17 protein-coding genes are annotated in these 21,206 nt (G+C 69.3%); 9 read left to right on the top strand and 8 right to left on the bottom strand.

Annotation, left to right across the window (positions count from 1 at the left end; genetic code table 11):
* Positions 1 to 35 precede the first annotated feature (35 nt).
* Positions 36 to 944: a GntR family transcriptional regulator gene (locus CAL29_RS13530; protein WP_094853512.1), complete on the top strand. Its 909-nt coding sequence runs from the start codon at positions 36 to 38 to the stop codon at positions 942 to 944.
* An 80-nt stretch (positions 945 to 1,024) separates the two neighbouring features.
* On the opposite strand, the gene CAL29_RS13525 is transcribed toward CAL29_RS13530, so the two are convergent.
* The gene (locus CAL29_RS13525; protein WP_094854078.1) at positions 1,025 to 1,789 is read right to left on the bottom strand and encodes a sulfite exporter TauE/SafE family protein; all 765 of its coding nucleotides are present in this window, start codon (positions 1,787 to 1,789) and stop codon (positions 1,025 to 1,027) included.
* 88 nt (positions 1,790 to 1,877) lie between these two features.
* On the opposite strand from CAL29_RS13525, the gene CAL29_RS13520 reads away from it, so the two are divergent.
* Both CAL29_RS13520 and CAL29_RS13515 read left to right on the top strand, forming a co-directional pair.
* Positions 1,878 to 2,768: a LysR substrate-binding domain-containing protein gene (locus CAL29_RS13520; RefSeq protein ID WP_094853511.1), complete on the top strand. Its 891-nt coding sequence runs from the start codon at positions 1,878 to 1,880 to the stop codon at positions 2,766 to 2,768.
* Between the two features lie 69 nt (positions 2,769 to 2,837).
* A complete protein-coding gene (locus CAL29_RS13515) occupies positions 2,838 to 3,197 on the top strand; it encodes a SelT/SelW/SelH family protein (RefSeq protein ID WP_094853510.1) in 360 nt (119 codons plus the stop codon).
* A gap of 25 nt (positions 3,198 to 3,222) precedes the next feature.
* Here the strand turns inward: CAL29_RS13515 and CAL29_RS13510 are convergent, their stop codons facing one another.
* Positions 3,223 to 3,438 carry a TOBE domain-containing protein gene (locus tag CAL29_RS13510; protein WP_094853509.1) on the bottom strand — a complete coding sequence of 72 codons (216 nt, stop codon included), beginning with the start codon at positions 3,436 to 3,438 and terminating at the stop codon, positions 3,223 to 3,225.
* Between the two features lie 33 nt (positions 3,439 to 3,471).
* The gene (gene ssuE, locus CAL29_RS13505; protein WP_094853508.1) at positions 3,472 to 4,056 is read right to left on the bottom strand and encodes an NADPH-dependent FMN reductase; all 585 of its coding nucleotides are present in this window, start codon (positions 4,054 to 4,056) and stop codon (positions 3,472 to 3,474) included.
* A 354-nt stretch (positions 4,057 to 4,410) separates the two neighbouring features.
* Between ssuE and CAL29_RS13500 the strand changes: the two genes are divergently transcribed.
* Positions 4,411 to 4,791, top strand: a complete 381-nt coding sequence (locus CAL29_RS13500) for a PsiF family protein (protein ID WP_094853507.1) — start codon at positions 4,411 to 4,413, stop codon at positions 4,789 to 4,791.
* 70 nt (positions 4,792 to 4,861) lie between these two features.
* Here the strand turns inward: CAL29_RS13500 and CAL29_RS13495 are convergent, their stop codons facing one another.
* On the bottom strand, positions 4,862 to 6,040 hold the full coding sequence (locus tag CAL29_RS13495) for an alpha-hydroxy acid oxidase (RefSeq protein WP_094853506.1): 1,179 nt from the start codon (positions 6,038 to 6,040) through the stop codon (positions 4,862 to 4,864).
* A 369-nt stretch (positions 6,041 to 6,409) separates the two neighbouring features.
* Here CAL29_RS13495 and CAL29_RS13490 point away from each other — a divergent pair, with 369 nt between their 5' ends.
* The 4 genes from CAL29_RS13490 to CAL29_RS13475 all read left to right on the top strand — a co-directional run bounded on the left by CAL29_RS13490 (position 6,410) and on the right by CAL29_RS13475 (position 13,897).
* Positions 6,410 to 9,655, top strand: coding sequence for an efflux RND transporter permease subunit (locus tag CAL29_RS13490; RefSeq protein WP_094853505.1), 3,246 nt, complete (start codon positions 6,410 to 6,412; stop codon positions 9,653 to 9,655).
* A gap of 3 nt (positions 9,656 to 9,658) precedes the next feature.
* The gene (locus CAL29_RS13485) at positions 9,659 to 10,879 is read left to right on the top strand and encodes an efflux RND transporter periplasmic adaptor subunit (protein ID WP_094853504.1); all 1,221 of its coding nucleotides are present in this window, start codon (positions 9,659 to 9,661) and stop codon (positions 10,877 to 10,879) included.
* Complete coding sequence (locus tag CAL29_RS13480) at positions 10,876 to 12,357, top strand: efflux transporter outer membrane subunit (protein WP_094853503.1); 1,482 nt, start codon at positions 10,876 to 10,878, stop codon at positions 12,355 to 12,357. The genes CAL29_RS13485 and CAL29_RS13480 overlap by 4 nt, the downstream gene beginning before the upstream one ends.
* 79 nt (positions 12,358 to 12,436) lie before the next feature.
* On the top strand, positions 12,437 to 13,897 hold the full coding sequence (locus CAL29_RS13475; RefSeq protein ID WP_179284072.1) for an NAD-dependent succinate-semialdehyde dehydrogenase: 1,461 nt from the start codon (positions 12,437 to 12,439) through the stop codon (positions 13,895 to 13,897).
* 37 nt (positions 13,898 to 13,934) lie between these two features.
* Here the strand turns inward: CAL29_RS13475 and CAL29_RS13470 are convergent, their stop codons facing one another.
* The 3 genes from CAL29_RS13470 to ggt form a co-directional block, all read right to left on the bottom strand.
* Positions 13,935 to 14,729, bottom strand: coding sequence for an SDR family NAD(P)-dependent oxidoreductase (locus CAL29_RS13470; protein WP_094853501.1), 795 nt, complete (start codon positions 14,727 to 14,729; stop codon positions 13,935 to 13,937).
* A gap of 221 nt (positions 14,730 to 14,950) precedes the next feature.
* Entirely contained in the window at positions 14,951 to 15,172 is a 222-nt protein-coding gene (locus tag CAL29_RS13465; RefSeq protein WP_094853500.1) for a SlyX family protein, read from the bottom strand.
* Between the two features lie 58 nt (positions 15,173 to 15,230).
* Positions 15,231 to 16,970, bottom strand: coding sequence for a gamma-glutamyltransferase (ggt, locus tag CAL29_RS13460; protein WP_094854077.1), 1,740 nt, complete (start codon positions 16,968 to 16,970; stop codon positions 15,231 to 15,233).
* A gap of 316 nt (positions 16,971 to 17,286) precedes the next feature.
* Here ggt and CAL29_RS13455 point away from each other — a divergent pair, with 316 nt between their 5' ends.
* A complete protein-coding gene (locus tag CAL29_RS13455; RefSeq protein WP_179284012.1) occupies positions 17,287 to 18,615 on the top strand; it encodes an MASE1 domain-containing protein in 1,329 nt (442 codons plus the stop codon).
* A gap of 43 nt (positions 18,616 to 18,658) precedes the next feature.
* Here CAL29_RS13455 and CAL29_RS13450 read toward each other — a convergent pair whose 3' ends face one another.
* The gene (locus CAL29_RS13450) at positions 18,659 to 21,139 is read right to left on the bottom strand and encodes a hybrid sensor histidine kinase/response regulator (protein ID WP_143277660.1); all 2,481 of its coding nucleotides are present in this window, start codon (positions 21,137 to 21,139) and stop codon (positions 18,659 to 18,661) included.
* Positions 21,140 to 21,206 lie beyond the last annotated feature (67 nt).

The following is a 21,206-nucleotide window of genomic DNA, read 5'->3' as shown; positions in this document are numbered from 1 at the left end:
AATCCCCCGCTTCAGCCAACCCGATAGACAATCGCATGGCCATCAAGACCGACGGCGCTGCCGATACGCAGCCCGCACGCATCACTCGTTTGCAGCGAGAGCTCGCCCAGCGCCTGGCCCAGGATATCGCCGCCGGTGTTTTCGAGTTGGACAGCCATCTGTCAGAAAAGGCGCTCAGCGAACGCTACGAAGTGTCCCGCACGCCCGTACGCGGCGCCCTGCGCCTGCTCGCCGAAAGCGGCCTGGCGCGCTGCAAGCCCAACAGCGGCTATTACGTCGCGCGCCGCGCGCGCGGCGACGACGCCGTGGCGACGCCCGAAGGCGCGCCCATGACCAGCGAGGATCTGTATCGGCGCCTGGTGGCCGATCGCAGCCAGCGCCTGATCGAGGACAGCTTCACCGACAGCGAACTGCTGCACCGCTACGGCGTGCCGCGCAGCATACTGATGAAGACCTTGCTGCGCATGGCGTCCGAAGGCGTGCTGGAAAAACGCCAGGGCCATGGATGGCGCTTTCCGGCTTCGCTGGCCGACGACGACGTGCGCAAGGAAAGCTATCGCTTCCGCATGATGGTCGAGTGCGCGGGCCTGCGCGAGCCCGGTTTCAACGTGGACGCTCGCGCCTTCCGGGACATGCGCGAGCGGCACGAGGCGCTGCTGGCCGACAGCCGGCGGCCCATCGCCACGGGCGACTTCTTCGCCCTGAACAGCGCCTTTCACGAAATGCTGGCGCGCTGCTCGGGCAACCGCTTCATCCTGCAGGCGGTCCAGCAGCAGAACCAGTTGCGGCAACTGGACGCGCATCCCGCCAGCTACCCGGTGTCCACGCTGGAGCGTTATGTGCGCGAGCATCTGGATATCCTGGACGCGATGGAAGCCGGCGACCAGGAATGGGCGGCGGCCGTGATGCAGCGGCACCTGAAGGCGACGCAGTGGGCGGCCTAGAAAAAAGACGGGACAGGCAACGATGGGACAAGCGCAATGGCATCCGGGACGCCCGGCGCCGATGCCGATGCCGGTGCCTTTCAACCCGCTAACAGGAGATGTATCCCCAGCGCGCCCACGCCGACGAAGAACACCCGCCGGAACGTCGGCGCGCTGACGCGATGGCGCAGCCACTGGCCGAACCACATTCCCCCCAAGGCCGGCGCCAGGGCCAATAGCGAAGCCCAGGCTTCGCGGCCGCCCAGGTCGCCGCTGTGCACCAGGTCGCCCGCCAGCGCGATCGTGGAGGCGGTGAAGGCCAGGCCCATCGCCTGCACCAGTTCGTTCCTGTCCAGCCCCAGCGCCTGGAGATAAGGCACGGCCGGAATCACGAAGACGCCGGTCGCCGAGGTGATCACCCCGGTCGTGGCGCCCACCACGGGCCCCATCCAGCCCTCCATGCGCGGCGGCACGGACAGGCGCACGGCGGACAGGCCGATCGCGGCGTAGACCAGCAGGGCCGCGCCCAGCGCATGGCCCGCCCAGCCGGTGGAGCGTCCCGCCAGCCAGGCGCCCGCCATCCAGGTGCCGGCGCAGACCGCCAGCAGCATGGGCCACAGCCGCCGCAGCAGGTAAAGAAAGCGGCCACCCGCGGCCAGTTGCCACACGTTGGTGACCATGGACGGAACGATCAGCAAGGCCGCCGCCTGCGCCGGCAGCATGGCGACGCTGAGCAGGCCGATCGACACGGTGGGCAGGCCCAGGCCGATCACGCCCTTGACCGTCCCGGCCACGAGAAAGCTGATCACCACCAGCAGGATGAGGGAGGCGCCGCCGTCGCGGTAGAAATCGAGAATCGTATTCATCATGGGTCGCCATGATGCCCGGCGCGGCGCGCGGCGGAAATGCGGATTACACTTAGCCAGCCTTCGGCAACGGCGAAGGCTGCCGACCATGCACTTCGATCTCACCGACCTGCGCCTTTTCCTGCATACCGTCGACGCGGGCAGCATCACCGCCGGCGCCGCGCGCGCCCACCTGGCGCTGGCTTCGGCCAGCGCCCGCCTGCGCGCGCTGGAAGATTCGCTGGGCACGCCGCTGCTGACGCGCGGCCGCCGCGGCGTCACGCCCACGCCGGCGGGCCAGGCGCTGGCCTACCATGCCCGCAGCCTGCTCCAGCAAGTCGACCGCATGCAGGACGATCTCGGCGACTACGCCCGGGGACTGCGCGGGCGCGTGCGGCTGCTATGCAATACCGCGGCGATCAGCGAATACCTGCCCGAACCGCTGGGCGCCTTCCTGCGCGACCATCCCAATATCGACGTCGACCTGGAGGAAAGGGCCAGCCACCGCATCGTGCCCGAGCTGCACGCCGGCAGCGCCGACGTCGGCATCATTTCCGATGCGGTGTCGCTGCAAGGCCTGGAGACCTTCCCGTTCCGGCGCGACCGCCTGGTGCTGATGGCGCCGGCCGGCCATCCGCTGGCCCGCGCGGGCCGGGTGGACTTCGCCGCGACGCTGGCCCACGACCATGTCGGCCTGGCGCAGACCAGCGCCATCGCCGCCTATCTCGACGACCATGCCGCGCGCGCCGGCCACCGGATGCGTGTGCGCGTGCGGGTCAACAACTACGACGCCATGGCGCGCATGGTCATCCAGGGCGTAGGATTGGCCGTGCTGCCGCGGCCGGCGGCGCTGCGCTGGCGCGGCGCGCGCGTCCTTATACTGGAACTCGACGACGCCTGGGCCGACCGGAAATTGATGCTGTGCGTGCGCGACTGGGACAATCTGCCTCACTATGCCCAGGCGCTGATCCACGCGCTGCGCGAACCCGTGGGAACGTGATTCACCGATTCGCGGCCGCTGGAATCCCGAAGGCTGCCATGCCCCGCCCTGCTCTCCTGGAGACTGACGATGAGCAATCCCGATTTCCTGACGCCCGCCAAGCCGGCGGTCACCCTGGAGCCCGGCGCCCGCGCCTCGGTGCGCATCGCGATTACCTACTGCACGCAATGCCATTGGCTCCTGCGCGCCGCCTGGATGGCGCAGGAGTTGTTGTCCACGTTCTCGACGGACCTGGGCGAGGTCGCGCTGGTGCCCGGCACCGGCGGCATCTTCCAGATCCATTGCGGCGACGCGCTGCTGTGGGATCGCAAGCGCGATGGCGGCTTCCCGGACGCGAAAACCCTGAAGCAGCGGGTGCGCGACCAGATCGATCCCGGCCGCGACCTCGGCCACGTGGACGGCAAGCCGGCGGCGCATCCTCAAGGCTAGACGCCGCCGGGAGCCTGCCCAAAACCTACAGCTTGGCCACCGACACTTCCGTGGACTTCACGAAGGCCAGCACTTCCGTGCCCACCTGCAGGTCCAGCTCCTGCACGGAACGGGTGGTGATGACGGAGGTCACGATGCCGGCGGGCGTATCGATATCGACTTCCGACACGACGGGCCCGGTGATGATTTCCTTGATCTTGCCGCGGAACTGGTTGCGGGCGTTGATGGATTGGATGGCCATGGGGGAATGCTCCTCGAAGGGGAAAGGGTTCGGTCAGATGCTGAAGCGGGCCTGGACCAGCAGTTGGCCGACGTCGTAGCGCTCGGCCGGCGCCGGCGCGACGTGGCGCGCCAGGTGCTCGACGCCGGCGTGCAGGCGGTGGCTCAGTTCGTCGTCGAGCACGGCGGCGCCGTCCTCGGCCAACCGCACCTGTTTCTCGGTGGCGAAGACGCTGGCAAGGATGTGGCGCGCGCCCAATGCGGAAAGCACCGGCTTGAGGGTGTATTCGAGCGCCAGCAGGTGGGCCACGCTGCCGCCGGTGGCGATGGGCAGGACCACCTTGCCGGCCAGGGCTTTCTCATCCAATAGATCCAGGACGGCCTTCAGGCCGCCGGAAAACGAGGCCTTGTAGACCGGCGTGGCGATCAGCAAGGCGCTGGCCGCATGGACGCGGGCGCGCAAGGCGGCCGCGGCGGGCCCGGCGTAATTGCCTTCGATCAGGTCCTGGGACGGCAGGTCGCGCAAGCCCAAGGTGCTGACGGCGAGACCGCGTTCGCCCAACAGGGCGGCGGCGCGATGCAACAGGGCGGAGGAACGGGAAGTAAGGGAAGGACTGCCAGCCAGCGCGAGTACGGTCATCGATGTTTGCCACGGAAGCCGCCGGCGTCTCGAATCCTGCCGGCGCGAAATGAATGCTCGGCGTGATCCTAGGCTTCCGCCGGCGTGGCAACAACGAAATATCCGGCATATGGGTATGCCGCGCCACAACATGACTCGCGGCAATGACCGCGGCGCGCCACGCCGTCCCAGCCCTTCATGGGTGTCCGACGCAAGGCGCGTGAAAGGGGCAATGTGCGGTGGCAACATCCGCTTTCAAGAAATGGGGAATGAACCCTATGTCATAAGCAATAACCTTATGCAAGAATCGCCGGGACCGGGCGCGACGCCCTGGTTGCGCCAAACCGTCGCCACACGGAGCAAGGAGCAAGCAAAATGAAGAACCGTTCCAGCCAATTGTTCGCGGCCGTCCTGTTGGCCGTGAGCTGCAGCGCGCCGGTGTGGGCGCAGACCACCCCGGCGCCGGCCGCGGCGCCCACGCCGGCCGCCCCGGCCAGCCCGAGCAATGGCAAGGCGCTGACGCCGCAGCAGAAGCGGATGTCGGATTGCAGCACCGCCAACAAAGGCAAGACGGGCGAGGCCTACAAGGCCGGCGTCGCCGCCTGCCTGAAGGGCGAGAAGCCCGCCGCGACCGGCAAGACCCTGACGCCGCAACAGCAGCGCATGAAGGACTGCAACGCCCAGGCCGGCGCCAAGTCCCTCAGCGGCGATGCCCGCAAGACCTTCATGAGCACCTGCCTCAAGAGCAAGGGCTGAGGTCCGCCTCATCGTAAAGCGGCGGCGGCATCGAGCCGCCGCCCCGCTCCCCGCCGGGACGCCGCCTGGATCAGGCCGCCGGCGATCCCGGATAGGAACCCGGCACCAGCACGTCGCGGCCGATCTGGTGGATGTCGCGATAGCCGCACAGCGCCATGGTGATGTCCAGTTCCCGCGCCAGGATCTCCAGCACCTTGGTCACCCCCTCGCGCCCGCCCGCGCCCAGGCCGTAAAGGAAAGGCCGCCCGATCATCACGCCGCGCGCGCCCAGCGCCACCGCGCGCAGGATGTCCTGCCCGGAGCGGATGCCGCCGTCCATCCACACTTCGATATCCTTGCCCACCGCATCGACCACCTGCGGCAGCATGGCGACCGACGAGACCGCGCCATCCAGTTGGCGCCCGCCGTGGTTGCTGACGATCAGCGCATCGGCGCCGGTGTCCACCGCATGGCGCGCGTCGTCCGGGTCGAGAATGCCCTTGAGGATCAGCTTGCCGCCCCACCGCTTCTTGATCCATTCGACGTCGTCCCAGCTCAGGGTCGGATCGAACTGCTCCGCCGTCCATGCGCCCAGGGACGACAGGTCCGTCACCCCCTTCGCGTGGCCCGCGATATTGCGGAAGGTGCGGCGCTGCGTGCGCAGCATGTTCCAGCACCAGGCCGGCTTGGTGGCGAGATTCACCAGGTTGCCCAGCGTCATCCGCGGCGGCGCGCTCAGGCCGTTGCGCAGGTCCTTGTGCCGTTGTCCCAGGATTTGCAAATCAAGGGTCAAAACCAGAGCCGAGCATTTGGCGGCCTTGGCGCGGTCGATCAGGCGCTCGATGAAATCCCGGTCCCGCATGACGTACAACTGGAACCAGAACGGCGCGGTGGTGTGCGCGGCCACGTCCTCGATCGAGCAGATGCTCATGGTCGACAGCGTGAACGGCACGCCGAAGGCCTCGGCCGCCTGCGCCGCCAGGATCTCGCCGTCGGCATGCTGCATCCCGGTCAGGCCGGTCGGCGCCAGGGCCAGGGGGATGGCGGCGGGCTGGCCGACCATGGTGGTGGCCAGGTTGCGGTTTTCCATATTGCGCGCGACGCGCTGGCGGAAACGGATCTTCTGCAGGTCTTCTTCGTTGGCGCGGTAGGTCGACTCCGTCCACGAACCCGAGTCGGCATAGTCGTAAAACATGCGGGGAACCCGGCGGCGCGCCACGCGGCGCATGTCTTCAACGGTTGCAATAAAGGTGCGTGAGGGAAGCGGCATGGTGTTATGGGCTGCTGACAGGAACGAGGCCAGAGCTTAACCCACCATCGCCTGAGGGGCTTTTTGCAACGCAGCATCGGCGGCCGCGCTCGGGGCTCGGCCCCCTTACCCTATCCCGCGCGTGCATGCAACGGTATACCGATATAGCGTTTGCCCTTCTTGCGCTTCCCGGGAAGATCCCTAAGAATAGTTGTTACTTTTCGTATATCGCAGGCCCCGCGGTGGGCATCCCCTTCGAGCCATGCGGCGGGAGGGCCCCCGACGGCATCCCGGGCATACGTCCGCAATATCCCGATCATCCGCTGAACCGCCCCGCCCGGGCCCGTAACCATGAAGCTGCCGTTCCCCCCGCCCTGGAAGATGTAAGCCGTGTCAGCCGTCCAACTGGCATTGCGCCGCCCGTACACCTTCATCGTCATGGCCTTGCTGATCATCCTGGCAACGCCGTTCGCGCTGCTGCGCATGGCGACCGACATCTTCCCGGAAATCAATATTCCGGTGATCAGCGTCATCTGGACCTACACCGGCCTGCCCGCGCAGGAAATGGGACTGCGCATCGCCGCGTCCAACGAGCGCAGCCTGACCACCACGGTCAGCGATATCGAACATATAGAATCGACGTCGCTGGCCGGGATCAGCGTCATCAAGGTTTTCTTCCAGCCCACCGCCAACATCCAGACCGCCATCGCCCAGGTCGTGGCGGCCGAGCAGACCCAGGTGCGCCAGTTGCCGCCCGGCATCACGCCGCCGCTGGTGATCAAGTATTCGGCCTCCAGCATCCCGGTGATCCAGTTGGGCCTGTCCAGCCCCACCCTGCCCGAACAGACGCTGTACGACGTCGCCATGAACCAGTTGCGCCCGCAACTGGTCACCATCCCCGGCGTCGCGGTGCCGGCCGCCTACGGCGGCAAGACGCGCGTGATTTCGGTGGACCTGGACCTGCAGGCCTTGCAGGCGCGCGGCCTGTCGTCGTCCGACGTGGTGAACGCCATCAACGCGCAGAACCTCATCCTGCCCTCGGGCACGGCGAAGTTCGGCGAGACCGAATACTCGGTCAAGATGAACAGCTCGCCGGTCACCCTGGCGGGGATGAACAACCTGCCGATCCGCTCCATCCCCGGCGGCGGCACCACCTACCTGCACGACGTCGCCTACGTGCGCGACGGTTTCACGCCGCAGACCAACGTGGTGCGGCAGGACGGCGTGCGAGGCGTGCTGCTGTCGGTGCTGAAGAACGGCGGCGCCTCCACGGTGGACATCGTCAACAACCTGCGCGAGATGCTGCCGCGGGCGGTCCAGTTGCTGCCCGTCGACGTCAAGGTGACGCCGCTGTTCGACCAGTCGGTGTTCGTGAAGGCGGCCGTCAAGGGCGTGGTCATCGAGGCGCTGATCGCCGCCGCGCTGACCGCCGCCATGGTGCTGCTGTTCCTGGGCAACTGGCGCAGCACGTTGATCATCGGCCTGACCATTCCCTTGTCCATCCTGGCGTCCATCCTGGTCCTGCAGATGACCGGGGAGACGCTGAACCTGATGACGCTGGGCGGCCTGGCGCTGTCCGTCGGCATCCTGGTCGACCAGGCCATCGTCACCATCGAGAACATCGAGCGCCACCTGCACCTGGGCACCGAACTGAAGGAGGCCATCCTCACCGGCGCCAACGAAATCGGCACCGCGGCGCTGGTCTCCACGCTGTGCATCTGCATCGTGTTCGTGCCGATGTTCTTCCTGTCCGGCGTGGCGCGCTTCCTGTTCGTGCCGCTGGCCGAGGCGGTGGTCTACGCCATGATCGCGTCCTATATCTTGTCGCGCACCCTGGTGCCGACGCTGGTGATGCTGCTCATGGCCGGCCATCGCGACGCCGCGGGCAGCAACAGCCTGCTGCAACGCCTGTACCGCGCCTTCGACCGCCGTTTCGAGCTGCTGCGCCGCGCCTATACCCTGGCCCTGTCGGCGCAGTTGTCGCGGCGCAAGGCCTTCGCCCTCGCCTTCCTCGGCTTCAGCCTGCTTTCCTGCGCGCTCTATCCCTTCCTGGGCCGCGATTTCTTCCCCAACGTGGACGCCGGCCAGTTGCGCCTGCACATGCGCGCGCCCACCGGCACGCGCATCGAGGAGACCGCGCGCCTGGCCGACGAGGTCGAACGCCATATCCGCACGCTGATCCCGGCGGACCAACTGGAGACCATACTCGACAACCTGGGCGTCCCGAATAGCGGGATCAACCTTTCGTATAGCAATGCCGGCACGTTCAGCACGCTGGATGGGGAAATCCTGATTTCCCTGCGCGAAGGCCACGACCCGACCGAGAAATTCGTCTCGCTGCTGCGCATGGACCTGCCGCGCCGGTTTCCGGGGGTGGAGTTCTTCTTCCAGCCGGCCGACATCGTCACCCAGATCCTGAATTTCGGCCTGCCCGCCGCCATCAACGTGCAGTTCACCGGGCAGAACTACACCGCCAACGCGGAACTGGCGTCCGAACTGGTCAAGGCCGTGCGCAAGATCCCCGGCGCCGTCGACGCCCACGTGCACCAGCGCCTGGACCTGCCCACCGTCAATCTGGAGATGGACCGCTCGCGCCTGCAGCAGGTCGGCCTGAGCCCGGCCAACGTGGGCCAGAACGTGCTGATCGCCCTGTCCGGCAGTTCGCAGACCTCGCCCGCCTTCTGGCTCAATCCGCAGAACGGCGTCGTCTACAACGTCACCACCCAGACGCCGCAATACAACATCGATTCGCTGGACCGCCTGCTCAACCTGCCGGTGGGCGCCACCGGCGCGGGCGCCGGCACGCCGGGCGGCAGCACGCAGTTGCTGGGCAACCTGGTCGAGGCGACGCAGTCGCGGCAGCCGGCCGTCATGTCGCGCTACAACATCCTGCCCGCCATCGACGTCTACATCAGCGTGCAGGGCACCGACCTGGCCAGCGTCGCCGGGCAGGTGGAGCGCGAGGTCGACGCGCTGCGGCCCAAGCTGCCGCGCGGCAGCCGGCTGGCGATCCGCGGCCAGGTGCAGACCATGCAATCGTCCTTCCTGGGCCTGGGCGTCGGGCTGGCCATGGCCATCGTGCTGGTCTACCTGCTGGTGGTGGTGAACTTCCAGTCCTGGATCGACGCGCTGATCATCGTCAGCGCCCTGCCCGCGGCCCTGGCCGGCATCGCCTGGATGCTGTTCATCACCGGCACCACGCTGAGCGTGCCGGCGCTGACGGGCGCCATCATGACCATGGGCGTGGCCACCGCCAACTCCATCCTGATGGTCGCCTTCGCGCGCCAGCGGCGCGAGGAAGGCGCCACCATCCTGGCCTCCGCACTGGAAGCCGGCGCCACCCGCATCCGGCCGGTGCTGATGACGGCGCTCGCCATGATCATCGGCATGATTCCCATGGCCCTGGGCCTGGGCGAAGGCGCCGAGCAGAACGCGCCCCTGGGCCGCGCCGTCATCGGCGGCCTGCTGTTCGCCACCGTCTCCACCCTGTTCTTCGTGCCGGTGGTCTACGCCGGCGTCCACACCAGACTGGCGAATCGCGCCGCCGCCCGCGCGGCGCGCCGCGGCCCGCCCCGCACTGACGCAACCCCCGGTGGTCCCGCCACCACGTCCGGCCCCGCGCGGCAGGAGAGCTGATTCATGTCGGAAGAAAGACATCACGCGCTCGGTATCCATTCCCTGGCCGGCGAAGCCGGCGGAGCCGACCTGCCCTCGCGCGACCGCATCGCGCGCCGCCTGCGCTGGCTGACGCTGGTGGTGCTGGTGCTGCTGGCGGTGGGCGCGGCGCGCACCATCATCGCGCGCGTGCATAACGCCAGCGAGCTGCGCGAGGGCACCGCCCAGCGCGCCATCCAGTACGTGCAGACCGCCATGCCGACCGCGCCGGACAAGGGCCAGACGCTGTCCCTGCCGGGCACCCTGCAGGGCTACGTGCAATCGCCCCTGTCGGCGCGCGCCAGCGGCTACCTGAAGCGATGGACCAAGGACATCGGCAGCCGCGTCGAGAAGGGCGAACTCCTGGCCGAAATCGAGACCCCGGAAATCGACCAGCAACTGTCGCAGGCCGTGGCCGCGCGCGAACAGGCGGCCGCCGCCATGGACCTGGCGCGCAGCACGCAGTCGCGCTGGGAAGCGCTGCGCCAGAAGGACGTGGTCTCGCAGCAGGACCTGGACGAGAGGCGCGGCGCGGCCGCGCAGGCGCGCGCCAACTACGCGGCGGCCCAGGCCAATGAACAGCGCCTGCGCCAACTGGAAGGCTTCAAGCGCATCGTGGCGCCCTTCGCCGGCGTGATCACGCGGCGCAACGTCGACGTCGGCGACCTGATCGACGCGGGCAGCGGCCGGCCGCTGTTCGTGCTGTCGCAGACCGATCCGCTGCGCGTGTACCTGAACGTGCCGCAGAGCTACGCCCAGCGCGTCAAGCCGGGCCAGCATGTGGTGGTGACGCAGTCCGAGCTGCCCGGGCAGGATTTCAAGGGCGTGATCGCGCGCACGGCCGCCTCCATCGATCTCGCCACCCGCACGATGCAGGTGGAGATCTCCCTGCCGAATCCGGACAAGGTGCTGCTGCCGGGCGCGTACGTGCAGGTGGACCTGCAATTGCCGCCGAGCGACGCGCTGGTGCTGCCGGCCAACGCGCTGATGTTCCGCCGCGAAGGCGCGCTGGTGGCCGTGGTCGACGACGCCGGCAAGGTCAGCCTGCGCAAGGTCACGGTGGGCCGCAACTACGGCCAGACGGTGGAAGTGCCCGAGGGCGTGACGACGACCGACCGCGTGGTGCTGAACCCCGCCGACTCGCTGGCCAACGGCGACCAGGTGAGCGTGGCCGCGTCCGCTCCCGCCCAGGGCCTGGACAAATGACCCGAGTTCCGACGACGGCATCGCGCCGGGCCAGGCAGGCCCTGCCCCTGGCCTGCGCCCTCCTCCTGTCGGCCTGCAGCCTCGCGCCCGAGTACCACCAGCCGGCGCCCGACATGCCGGTGAGCTGGAAGCTGGAAGCGCCCTGGCGCACCGCCACGCCGCGCGACGACATGCCCAAGGGGGCATGGTGGCTGCGCTACCGCGACCCGACCCTGGACGCCCTGCAGGATAAGCTGCTGGCGGCCAACCCCAGCCTGGAGGTCGCCGGCGCGCGGCTGGCGCAGGCGCGGGCCCAGGCCACCGCCGCGACGGCGGGCCTGTTCCCCACCATAGGCACCAACGCCCGCGTGCAGCGCCTGAAGATCTCCGGCAACCGCCCGCTCACCAGCTACGACTCGCCGCTCTACGAAACGGTGCAGAACGACTACACCCTGTCGTTCAACGCCAGCTATGAAGTCGACCTGTTCGGCCGCGTACGCAATTCCGTCGCCGCCGCCCGCGCCAACGCGGAGCAGTCGGCCGCCGACCTGCGCAACGCCCGCCTGGTGCTGACCGCCGAACTCGCGTCCAACTACGTCAACCTGCGCGCGCTGGACAACGAGATGGACGTGGTGCGCCGCTCGGTCGCCCTGCAACGGCGCGCGCTGGAGCTGATCACCGCGCGCTACGACGGCGGCGCGGCCTCCGGCCTGGAAGTCGCGCAGCAGCAGGCCCTGCTCGACAACACCCTGACGCAGATCGACGTCCTGGCGCGCCAGCGCGCGCAGTTCGAGCATGCCATCGCCAGCCTGACCGGCACGCCCGCGCCGCAATTCGAGCTGGCCCCCGCCGTCACCGACATGACGCCGCCCGCGATACCGCTGGGCGTGCCCTCCGACGTGCTGGAGCGCCGCCCCGACGTCGCCTCCGCCGAGCGCGCCATGGCGGCGGCCAACGCGCAGATCGGCGTGGCGCGCGCCGCCTTCTACCCCAGCTTCATGATCAATGGCGGCTACGGCGTGGACAGCCGCCTGCTGGGCGCCCTGTTCGACGGCCCCAGCACGTTGTGGAACCTGGGCGTGTCGATGGCGCAGACCCTGTTCGACGGCGGCCGCATCGGCGCCAACGTCGATTTCGCGCGCGCCGGCTACCAGGCCACCGCCGCGAACTACCGCCGCGTGGTGCTGGTCGCCATGCAGGAAGTGCAGGACGGCATCAGCGGGCTGGCGGCGCTGGAGCGCGCCAGCGCCCAGGCGCGCACCGCCGTGGCCGACAGCCGCAAGGTGCTGGACATGGCCACCGCGCGCTATTCCGGCGGCGCCACCACCTACCTGGACGTCATCACGGCGCAGCAGGCGGTGCTGAACACCGAGCGGCAGGCGGCCCAGCTCGACGGCCAGCGCATGCTGGTCTCGGTCTTCCTCGTCAAGGCGCTGGGCGGCGACTGGGAAAGCGCGCCGGCGGTGGCCGACAACGGCGGCGCGCCCGCCGCGCCCTGACGCGGGACTTGGGCCGCGCGCCCAATCCCGCTTACGATAGTCCGGTGCATAACGACAGGAGAGCACCGTGACCACATCCTTGACCCAGAAACTGCAACGCCCCGACCTCTTGCGCGACGCCTGCTACATCGACGGCAAGTGGCAGGGCGCGGGCAGCGGCCCCAGCATCCCCGTCACCAATCCCGCCACCGGCGCGACCATCGTCTCCGTGCCCAAGCTGGGCCGCGCCGACACGGAACGCGCCATCGCCCGCGCCCAGGCCGCCCTGCCCGCCTGGTCCGCCAGGCCGGCCAAGGAACGCGCGGCCATCCTGCTGAAATGGGCCCAGTTGATGATGCAGCACCAGCAGGACCTGGCCGCCATCATGACCTCGGAACAGGGCAAGCCGGTCACCGAAGCCGCCGGCGAGATCGCCTATGCCGCCTCGTTCCTGGAGTGGTTCGGCGAAGAGGCCAAGCGCATGGACGGCGAAGTGCTGCAAAGCCCCAAGGGCGGCCAGCGCATGATGGTGCTGAAGCAGCCGATCGGCGTGTGCGCCGCCATCACGCCCTGGAATTTCCCCGCCGCCATGATCACCCGCAAGCTGGGCCCCGCGCTGGCGGCCGGCTGCACCATGATCGTCAAGCCCGCCCAGCAGACCCCGCTGACGGCGCTGGCCCTGGCCGTGCTGGCCGAGGAAGCCGGCGTGCCGGCCGGCGTCATCCACGTCATCACCGGCAGTTCCAGCGACATCGGCGCGGCCCTGTGCGAAAGCGACGTGGTGCGCAAGCTCAGCTTCACCGGCTCGACCGAGGTCGGCCGCAAGCTGATGGCGCAGTGCGCGCCCACCATCAAGAAGCTGTCGCTGGAACTGGGCGGCAACGCGCCTTTCCTGGTGTTCGACGACGCCGACCTGGACAAGGCCGTCGACGGCATCATCGCGTCGAAGTTCCGCAACGCCGGGCAGACCTGCGTCTGCGCCAACCGCATCTACGTGCAGGACGGCGTCTACGACGAAGTGGCCGCGCGCCTGGTGAAGAAGGTCGAGGCGATGAAGGTCGGCGACGGTTTCGAGAGCGGCGTCACCCAGGGGCCGCTGATCGACGAGAACGCCGTGGCCAAGGTGCGCGAACATATCGACGACGCCGCCAAGCACGGCGCGCGCATCCTCACCGGCGGCCAGCCGCATGCGCTGGGCGGCACCTTCTTCCAGCCCACGGTGGTGCGCGACGTCACGCAGTCCATGCGGTTCGCGCAGGAAGAGACCTTCGGCCCGGTGGCGCCGCTGTTCCGCTTCCGCACCGAGGAAGAAGCCCTGGCCATGGCCAACGACACCATCTTCGGCCTGGCCGCCTATTTCTTCACCCGCGACAACGCCCGCGTCTGGCGCGTATCCGAGGGCCTGGAATACGGCATCGTCGGCATCAACACCGGCCTCATCTCCAACGAGGTCGGTCCCTTCGGCGGCGTCAAGCAATCCGGCCTGGGCCGGGAAGGTTCGCGCCACGGGCTGGAGGAGTACGTCGAGCTGAAGTACCTGTGCATCGACATCGCGGGGTGATGGACGGGGGCGGGGCCGCCGCCCCGCCCCGCCGCGTTCACATCGTCGGCGTCACGCCGCCGTTCATGGGCACGACCGCGCCGACGACGTAGCTGGCGCGCGCGCTGCTCAGGAACAGCGTGACGTCCGCGACTTCCTCCGGCTTGCCGTAGCGGCCCATGGGAATGCGCGCCTGGGCATCGGACAAGGCCTGTTCCTTGCTGATGCCCAGGCGCTTGGATTCCACCTCCAGCGCCTGGTCCACGCGGCCCGTATAAGTGGGCCCGGGATTGATCGCGTTGATGCGGATGCCGAGCTTCGCATAATGCTGCGCCAGGCCGATGGTGGACAGCATCAGCGCCGCGTTGGCCGAGCCGCCCGCCACGTGGGTCACCGAAGGCTGCTTGCCGCCGTTGCCGATGATGTTGACCACGCTGCCGCGCTGGCGCCCGCGCATGCGTTTGAGCACGGCGTCCTGCGTGTAGACGTAGGGGAAGAACTTGGCGTTCATCGCGGCCTGCCACTTTTCCGCGTCCAGCGTATCGGGGTCGTAGCGGCGCGCGGCGCCGGCGCTGTTGACCAGGATATCGATGGGGCCGAGATCGGCCTCGGCCTGCGCGACCGCGCGTTCGGCCTGCGCGGCGTCGGTCAGGTCCGCTGCGATGGCGATGACCCGCGCGCCGCGTTGCGCATGCGGCGCCAATTGGGCCTGGGCCTCGTCGAGGCCCGCCTGGCCGCGCGCGACGATGGCGACGCTGACGCCTTCCGCCAGATAGGCCCGCGCCACCGCGTGGCCGATGCCCCTGCTGCCGCCCGTGACGACGGCCACCTTTCCTTTCAATTCGAGATCCACGCTCTGCCCACCCGTTGTTGTATCGCGCTGTGCGGCAGCGCCGCCGTGCAGGGGATCGTACACGCAAAAGGCGCCGGCGCGTGGGCGCATGCCGATGGCGGCGGAGCGGGCGCGGCGGCGGGCTCGTTCAAGGGCGTCTTGAACGAAAACACCGGGCTTCGCTCGCGGGCGCCATCAACGCCATCAACGTCATCGACAGCATCGACACGTCGAGCCCATCTTCAATAATGGGGCGGGATCTCGTCGCGCAGGCTGGCCAGCGTCGTGCCGCTGCCGGCCTGGTCCACCTGCTGCCGCATGTCCGCCAGTTGGCGGGCCAGGCCGTCGATCTCGCGCTGCTGGCGCAGGATGACCTGGTTGAGCTGCTCCAGCATGTCGTCGGCGAACGATGCCTTGATTTCCAATTCGTCGATGCGACGCGTCAATTCCTGAATGTTTTCCATGTGGCCGTACTCTGGTTCAAATCCTGTATTTCAAATCCCGTACTTCAAATTCTGTATTTCAATAACCGATCGCCGCGCCCGCCGGTCGCCGCGCGTCGTTGGCCCCGTACAGATAGCCTTCGCGCACGGCCCCCGAGACGCCCGCGTCGTTGCCCGAACTCGACGCCGGCGCGTGGCTCAGGCCCGGCAGGCCCACCAGGATCAGCGCGGCGGCGCCCCACGGGCTTTGCTCGACCATGCGGTAGCCCATGCCGCGCAGCACGGCCAGCGTGTCCGGCGACAGGCCGTACTTCTCGTAGTAGATCTCATCGGGCAGCCATTGGTGATGCACGCGCGGCGCGTCCACCGCTTCCTGCGGCGTCATGCCGTAGTCGATGATGTTGAGCGCCGTCTCCAGGATGATGGTAATGATGCGCGATCCACCCGGCGAGCCCAGCACCATGTACGGCTTGCCGCGCCAGGTCACCAGCGTGGGCGCCATCGACGACAGCGGCCGCTTGCCCGGCGCGATGGCGTTGCGCTCGCCCTGCACCAGGCCGAACAGATTGCGGGCGCCGGCCTTGGTGGTGAAGTCGTCCATCTCGTCGTTGAGGAAGAAACCCGTGCCCGGCGCGATCACCGTGGCGCCGAAGCGGCCGTTGATCGTATAGGTGGTGGACACCGCGTTGCCGTCCTTGTCGATGACGGAATAATGCGTGGTCTCGGGCTTTTCGTGCGGCGCCACGCCCGGCGCCAGCGCGGCGGACGGCGTCGCACGGTCCGGCTCGATGCGCTCGCGTATCCGCGCCGCGTACGAAGCGCTGAGCAGATGCGCCAGGGGGTTGTCGACGAAGGCGGGATCGCCCAGCAGCATGTTGCGGTCCAGATAGGCATGGCGCATCGCCTCCGCCATGACGTGGACCGATTGGGCCGACCCGTAGCCCATGGCCCGCAGGTCATAGCCGGAAAGGACGTTGAGGATCTGGCACAGCGTCGTGCCGCCGGAACTCGGCGGCGGCGCCGAGACGAAGACGTAGCCGCGATAGGCGCAGCGCAGCGGCGGCGTATCGCCCACGCCCGCCGCGCGATAGGCGGCGAAGTCCGCCGCCGCGATCACGCCGCCCCCGGCGCGCGACGCGGCCTCGACCGCCGCCGGAATGCGGCCCTGGTAGAAGGCGTCGGGCCCCTGCTCGGCAATCGCCTGCAGCGTGCGGGCCAGGTCCGTCTGCACCAGCCGGTCGCCGGGCTGCAAGGGGCTGCCGTCGGCACGCAGGAAAATGCGCGCCGCTTCCGCGTCCTGGCGAAAATGCCGCACGCCGACGTCGAGAATGTCGGTATCGGCGCGCGTGAGCACGAAACCGTCGCGCGCCAGCGCGATGGCCGGCGCCATCACCTGCAGGCGCGTCAGCCGGCCGTAGCGCCGCTGCGCCGTGTCCAGCCCCAGGACCGTGCCCGGCACCGCCACGGCGCGATAACCGTACAGGCTGGCGCCGGGAACCAGCCGTCCCCCGGCGTCCTGGTACATATCCGGCCGCGCCGCCGCCGGCGCGGTTTCGCGGAAATCGATGAAGCGATCGCGCCCGTCCGCCAGGTGCAGCGTCATGAACCCGCCGCCGCCGATATTGCCGCAGCAGGGATTGACCACGGCTTCCGCATAGCCCACCGCCACCGCGGCGTCGATGGCGTTGCCGCCCTGCTCGAGGATGTCCACCCCGACGCGCGCCGCCAGCGCCTGCGAGCTGACCACCATGCCGTGGCGCGCCTCGACGGCGGGCAGCGACGCGGCCCGCGCCGGCGCCGCCGGCAGGCCGCCCGCCATGCCGGCCAGGACCGCGGCCGCCAGGGGCGCCGCCAGCGCGCGCGCGATGCGCCCCCGGGCCGCGCACGGCGGCCTGGCCGGGGAAAGGAATCGGGTCGGATGCAGCATGTCGTCCTTGGATATCGCCGCGCGGCGCCGGCGGTGGAATGGGAACCCGGGACCGGCCATGGCGCCGCGAAATGCGCCGCTGTACCGGTCGGCCATTGTAAGTTCCATAAACAAACATCCCCGCCTATAAACACCCTTTCATAGGATGTTTTGGAATCCTGCATCGTCGCGCCGCCGATGCTTGCCATGCGCGCAACGCTTCGGTATCTTGCTTTTTTCTCTCACGATCTTCGCCCACGTGACGCCAACATCCACCAACGTGGCGCGCAACGCTTTCCTTCTCCGCTTCGCTTTCGTGCTCGCCTACGGGCTGCTGGCCGTGCTCTGCATGCGCGACCGCGACGCGGTGACGATGTCCACCCTGCTGTGGCCGCCCGCCGGCCTGTTGCTGGCGGCGCTGATGCTGAGCTGCCCGCGCCGCTGGCCGGGCTGGATGGCGTTGGCGGCCACCCTGCACGTCGCCAGCGGCGTCCTGGTCGCCCAGCGCGGCCTGCCCGCGGCCCTCGTCTTCGCCGCCGGCGACCTGGCGCTCTGCGGCGCCGTCGCCGCGGTCTGGCGCTGGGGCACGGTGGACCGGCGCAGCCTCGCGCGCGTCGGCAGCGTGCTGTGGTTCATCGTGCCGCTGGCCGCCGCCTCGGTGGCGGGGGGCTGGCTGGTGGCCCAGGGGCTGCACGCCGTCGATCACGGCATCGACACGCAGCATTGGTATATCTGGACGCAGGCCGCCTTCGTCGGCTGCCTGATCGCCACGCCGCTGGTGGTCGCCTGGTCGAACTGGCGCGCGCAGGCTTTCGCCGAGCAGGACCTGCGCTACCTCTGGCTGGGGCTGGCCGCCGCCTTCGCCCTGCTCGCCGGCACCACGCTGGTCTTCAACAAGCAATGGTCGGACTGGCTGTGGCAGGGCCGGCCCGCCGCGGACCTCACCTACGCGCCGCTCGTGTTCCTCGCCTTCGTCGCGGTGGCGTGGGGCCAGGCGGGCTGCACGCTGGTGGTCACCGGGCTGGCCATCGTCACCGGCTCGTACACCCTGAGCGGGTTGGGGCCCTATGGCGGAGCGGGCGGCGTGCCCCTGGTGGCGATACAGGGGTTCCTGGGCGCGGCCGCCCTGCTCAGCCTGCTGCTCGGCGCGCTCAGCGCCGACCGGGAACGCGCGACGCGCGAAGCCGTGGCCTGGAAGCAGCAGCTCCAGTCGGCCCTGCGCACCAGCCATCACCTGGCCTGGGAGTTCTTTCCGGATACCCGGCGGGTGATCTGGCTGGGGGACTTCCCCTCGCCCTACGGGCCGGCCTGCCAACCGGATACGACGGTCGAACAATGGCTGTCCTACGTCCACGAGGACGACCGGGCGCGGCTGTTGGCGTGGGTGGAGAGCACCGGCAAGCCGGACGCCGCGCGCCGCCTGCGCGCGCGGCTGCTGTGCGCCGACCGGCAATACCACGAGGTGGAGCTGAACGGCTCCGCCGTGCGCCTGCCCGACGGATCGGTCGCCTCGGTGACGGGCCTGCTCAGTCCCTGGGGCGATACGAGCTGGTTGTAAACCAGGTGGAAGCCGCTGCGGCGGGTGCTAGTCCCTGAGGCGCTCAGGCCGGCGTCCGGGTATGCAATTCCCGTTCGATTTCCCGCAAGGTGTCCTCGAAGTCGCGCAGCACCGCCGCCAGGCGAGACAGCAATTCGGCGCGGTCCGCGGCCTTGTCCGGTTCGGCGATGGCCTGCTCCATAGCTTTCTCCAACTGGGTGCAATCGGCGACCACGGGCCAATGCCCCAGCATGCTCAGCGCCCCCACGCTGCGGTGCAGCCAGCGCGCCACCTGGCCATAGAACTGCGCGCACAAGGGACCGCGCGCCTGCGCCAGGTCGTCGCGCAACAGTTGCAAGGACTGCAGCGCGAATCGCCGCGCCGCCAAGGCATCGCCGAACTGCGCCCGCAAGCCATCGAGATCCAGCCCCTGCAACGGCGCGGCCCCGGCGGCCGACGCCGCCCCGCCGGCGCCTGATGTGGCTGAGGAGCCTGGCGCACTCGATGCGCCCGACGCCTCTGTGTTCGATCCACCCGCTACGCCCGACCCACCTGGCCCGCTCGACGCGCCTGACGCGCCCGATACATTCGATACATTCGATGCGTCCGATGAATTCGATGCGTTCGACGCAGGCGCGGCGCCGGAAAGCCCAACCGGCGCCGGCACCCATTCCGTCAGCATTTCGCGCAAGGCGTCCAGTTTTACCGGCTTGTACAGGCAGGCATCGATCGCCTCGCAGATCGCGGCGGCGGGCAAGGCCCGCTCGGCCGTCGCGGTCATGGCCACGATGGGCATGCGTTGTTTCGCGCCACGCGATGCCTCGATGTCGCGCCAGGCACGCGCCAATTCGCCGCCGTTCATCGGCGGCATCTGGCAATCGGTCAGCAGCAGCGCGTAGCCGCCGTGCCGCAAGGCCGCCAGCGCCGATGGCGCGTCCTCCTTCACGTCGCAGGCATACCCCAATGCCACCAACTGGCGCCGCACCACTTCGCGATTGATCGCATGGTCATCCACCACCAGGATGCGAGGCACGCCGCCCGCCGCCACGCCGGTCGCCGATGCCGCGCCAACCGATGGCATCGTGCCGGTCGATGACGCTACACCAGCCGATGCAGTCGCGTCAGCCGATGACGCGGCACCGGCCGATGAGGTCGCGTTGACCGACGACACCGCATCGTTGAAGGACGCCGCACCGGTCGACGACTTCGCACCCGCCGATGGCGCAACGCCAGCCGACAACGCCATACCCGTTGATCGCGCCGCGCCGGCCTCGGCATTGTCGGCGCCGGCCCCAGGCTCGCCGCCTCTCACGGGCGCGGCCAACGCGAGCCCCGGCCGCGGCGTCGCCTGGCCCGGCATCCCCTGCCCCAGCGTCCCCTGCCCCAACGTCCCAGGCCCGGCATGCGCCCTGGCCCCGGCGCCGGCGCGCGCCGCGACCACTTGATGACGCCGAGGCGGCCTGTCCACGCGGTTGGCGATGCTGTCGATATCCAGCTCCAACGCGACCGCCGGCGCCGGCGGACCGGCGGTCACCGCGAAGCGGCAGGTGAACGTGGCCGTGGTCCCGCGCCCCGGCATGCTGTTCAAGGTGATGGCGCCGCCCATCAGCGCGGCCAGCCGGCTGCACACCGACAGTCCCAGGCCCGTGCCGCCATAGCGCCGGCTGGTGGCGCCATCGGCCTGGCGATAAGGCGCCATGACCTGCGCCAGCTTGGCGTGGGGAATGCCGATGCCGGTATCGCTGACGCTGAACCGCAGCCATTGCTCGCCGGCGCCGCTGCGATCCACCGACACCGCCAGCGTCACCTGCCCCTGGTGGGTGAACTTGGCCGCGTTGCTCATGAGGTTGGACAGGATCTGCCGGATGCGCAGCGGATCGCCCCGCACCTCGCTGCCGACGTTGGGATCGACGCGCAGCATCGTGCGCACGCCGCGGCGCCGCGCCGGCTCGCCGATCACCATGACCACGCTATGGACCATGGCCCGCAAATCGACGGGCACGGACTCCAGACTCATGCGGTTGGCCTCGGCCTTGGAGAAATCCAGCACGTCGTCGAGGATCTGCAGCAAGGCATTGGCGGCGGTGTCCACCGCGGCCATCATCTGGCGCTGGTCGTCGTCCATCGCCCCGCGCCGCAGCAGGTCCAGCATGCCGATGATGCCGCTGAGCGGCGTGCGGATCTCATGGCTCATGGTGGCGAAGAAGGACGCCTTGGCCAGCGAGGCGCTGTCGGCCAGGTCGCGCGCGGCCTCCAGGCGCAATTCCGCGGCGCGCCGGCGCGCGACTTCGCGCCGCAACTGCACGTAGGCCAGCGACAGCACCACCGCGAAGGCCAGCACCAGCAGCATGGCCGGAAAGATCTCGCGCCAGAACACCGCCACCGGAATGGCCTGGTCCCGCAGCGGTCCGGGACCGTTCATGACCGGGACGGGAACGGCGGCGTTCGGCGCCGGAACGGCCGCCGCCTCGTGCGCCGCCGGCGCGGCCATGGCATCGTTGCGTGCGAGCAAGGACGCCTCGCCGCCGCGCGCCGCAACGGTCACGATCTCACCGCGGTCAGCGGACGCATGCGCCATGGACGCATGCACAGACAAGCCCAGGCAAGCGGTG

The organism is Bordetella genomosp. 10 (assembly GCF_002261225.1).
Lineage (GTDB): Bacteria > Pseudomonadota > Gammaproteobacteria > Burkholderiales > Burkholderiaceae_B > Bordetella_C.
This window is presented reverse-complemented; position numbering and strand designations above follow the sequence as displayed.

Bases quoted from the DNA above. Each gene is read 5' to 3' on its own strand.
- CAL29_RS13495 (WP_094853506.1), bottom strand. From the start codon at position 6,040: ATGCCGCTTCCCTCACGCACCTTTATTGCAACCGTTGAAGACATGCGC.
- ggt (WP_094854077.1), bottom strand. From the start codon at position 16,970: ATGGCGGGCGGCCTGCCGGCGGCGCCGGCGCGGGCCGCGTCGCTGCCC.
- CAL29_RS13500 (WP_094853507.1), top strand. From the start codon at position 4,411: ATGAAGAACCGTTCCAGCCAATTGTTCGCGGCCGTCCTGTTGGCCGTG.
- CAL29_RS13515 (WP_094853510.1), top strand. From the start codon at position 2,838: ATGAGCAATCCCGATTTCCTGACGCCCGCCAAGCCGGCGGTCACCCTG.
- CAL29_RS13530 (WP_094853512.1), top strand. From the start codon at position 36: ATGGCCATCAAGACCGACGGCGCTGCCGATACGCAGCCCGCACGCATC.
- CAL29_RS13520 (WP_094853511.1), top strand. From the start codon at position 1,878: ATGCACTTCGATCTCACCGACCTGCGCCTTTTCCTGCATACCGTCGAC.
- CAL29_RS13465 (WP_094853500.1), bottom strand. From the start codon at position 15,172: ATGGAAAACATTCAGGAATTGACGCGTCGCATCGACGAATTGGAAATC.
- CAL29_RS13510 (WP_094853509.1), bottom strand. From the start codon at position 3,438: ATGGCCATCCAATCCATCAACGCCCGCAACCAGTTCCGCGGCAAGATC.
- CAL29_RS13485 (WP_094853504.1), top strand. From the start codon at position 9,659: ATGTCGGAAGAAAGACATCACGCGCTCGGTATCCATTCCCTGGCCGGC.
- CAL29_RS13480 (WP_094853503.1), top strand. From the start codon at position 10,876: ATGACCCGAGTTCCGACGACGGCATCGCGCCGGGCCAGGCAGGCCCTG.
- ssuE (WP_094853508.1), bottom strand. From the start codon at position 4,056: ATGACCGTACTCGCGCTGGCTGGCAGTCCTTCCCTTACTTCCCGTTCC.
- CAL29_RS13525 (WP_094854078.1), bottom strand. From the start codon at position 1,789: ATGAATACGATTCTCGATTTCTACCGCGACGGCGGCGCCTCCCTCATC.